The organism is Staphylococcus sp. GDY8P196P (assembly GCF_017891705.1).
GTDB classification, from domain to species: Bacteria; Bacillota; Bacilli; order Staphylococcales; family Staphylococcaceae; genus Staphylococcus; species Staphylococcus ureilyticus.
The window spans coordinates 1-905 of sequence record NZ_JAESJS010000049.1; the positions used below are offsets into that span (position 1 = coordinate 1).

The following is a 905-nucleotide window of genomic DNA, read 5'->3' on the forward strand; positions in this document are numbered from 1 at the left end:
TGAAAAGCGAAGAGATTCAAAGCATTATTGAATATTCTGTAAAGGATGACGTTTCTAAAAATATTTTAACAACGGTATTTAATCAACTAATGGAAAATCAACGAACAGAATATATTCAAGCAAAAGAATATGAACGAACAGAAAACCGACAAAGTCAACGAAATGGCTAATATGAGCGCAGCTTTACGACACGTGTAGGCACGCTAGAATTAAAAGTACCCAGAACACGTGATGGTGAATTTTCACCGACGGTGTTTGAGCGTTATCAGCGAAATGAAAAGGCACTGCTCGCTTCAATGCTTGAGATGTATGTTTCAGGCGTTTCGACACGTAAAGTTTCAAAGATTGTTGAAGAGCTATGTGGAAAATCGGTATCGAAATCTTTTGTTTCTAGCCTGACTGAGCAGTTAGACCCGATGGTCAACGAATGGCAGAACCGTTCACTCTCAGGTACGAGTTATCCTTATCTGATGACTGATGTTCTCTACATAAAAGTCCGTGAGGACCATCGAGTGCTTTCTAAAAGCTGCCATATTGCGATCGGGATAACAGAAGGTGGTGATCGTGAAATCATTGGCTTCATGATCCAAAATGAAGAAAGTGATGACACATGGTCCATCTTCTTTGAATACTTAAAAGAACGCGGTCTACAGGGGACAGAACTCATCATTTCTGATGCCCATAAAGGCCTAGTGTCTGCAATTCGTAAGTCATTTACCAACGCAAGTTGGCAGAGATGCCAGGTCCATTTTTTAAGAAACATCTTCAGTTCCATTCCAAAAAAGAATTCAAAACCGTTTAGAGAAGCAGTAAAAGCGATCTTTAAGTTTACGGATATTGAACTCGCTCGAACAGCTAAGAATGCCTTAGTCGGTGAATATATCGACCAGTCTAAATATTCAAAA

The 905-nt window shown here is 39.6% G+C and carries 1 pseudogene; it reads left to right on the forward strand.

Features of this window, described 5'->3' with window-relative positions:
• Positions 1-905 (forward strand): annotated as a pseudogene (locus KA814_RS13585) (IS256-like element ISEnfa4 family transposase); the annotation flags it as partial.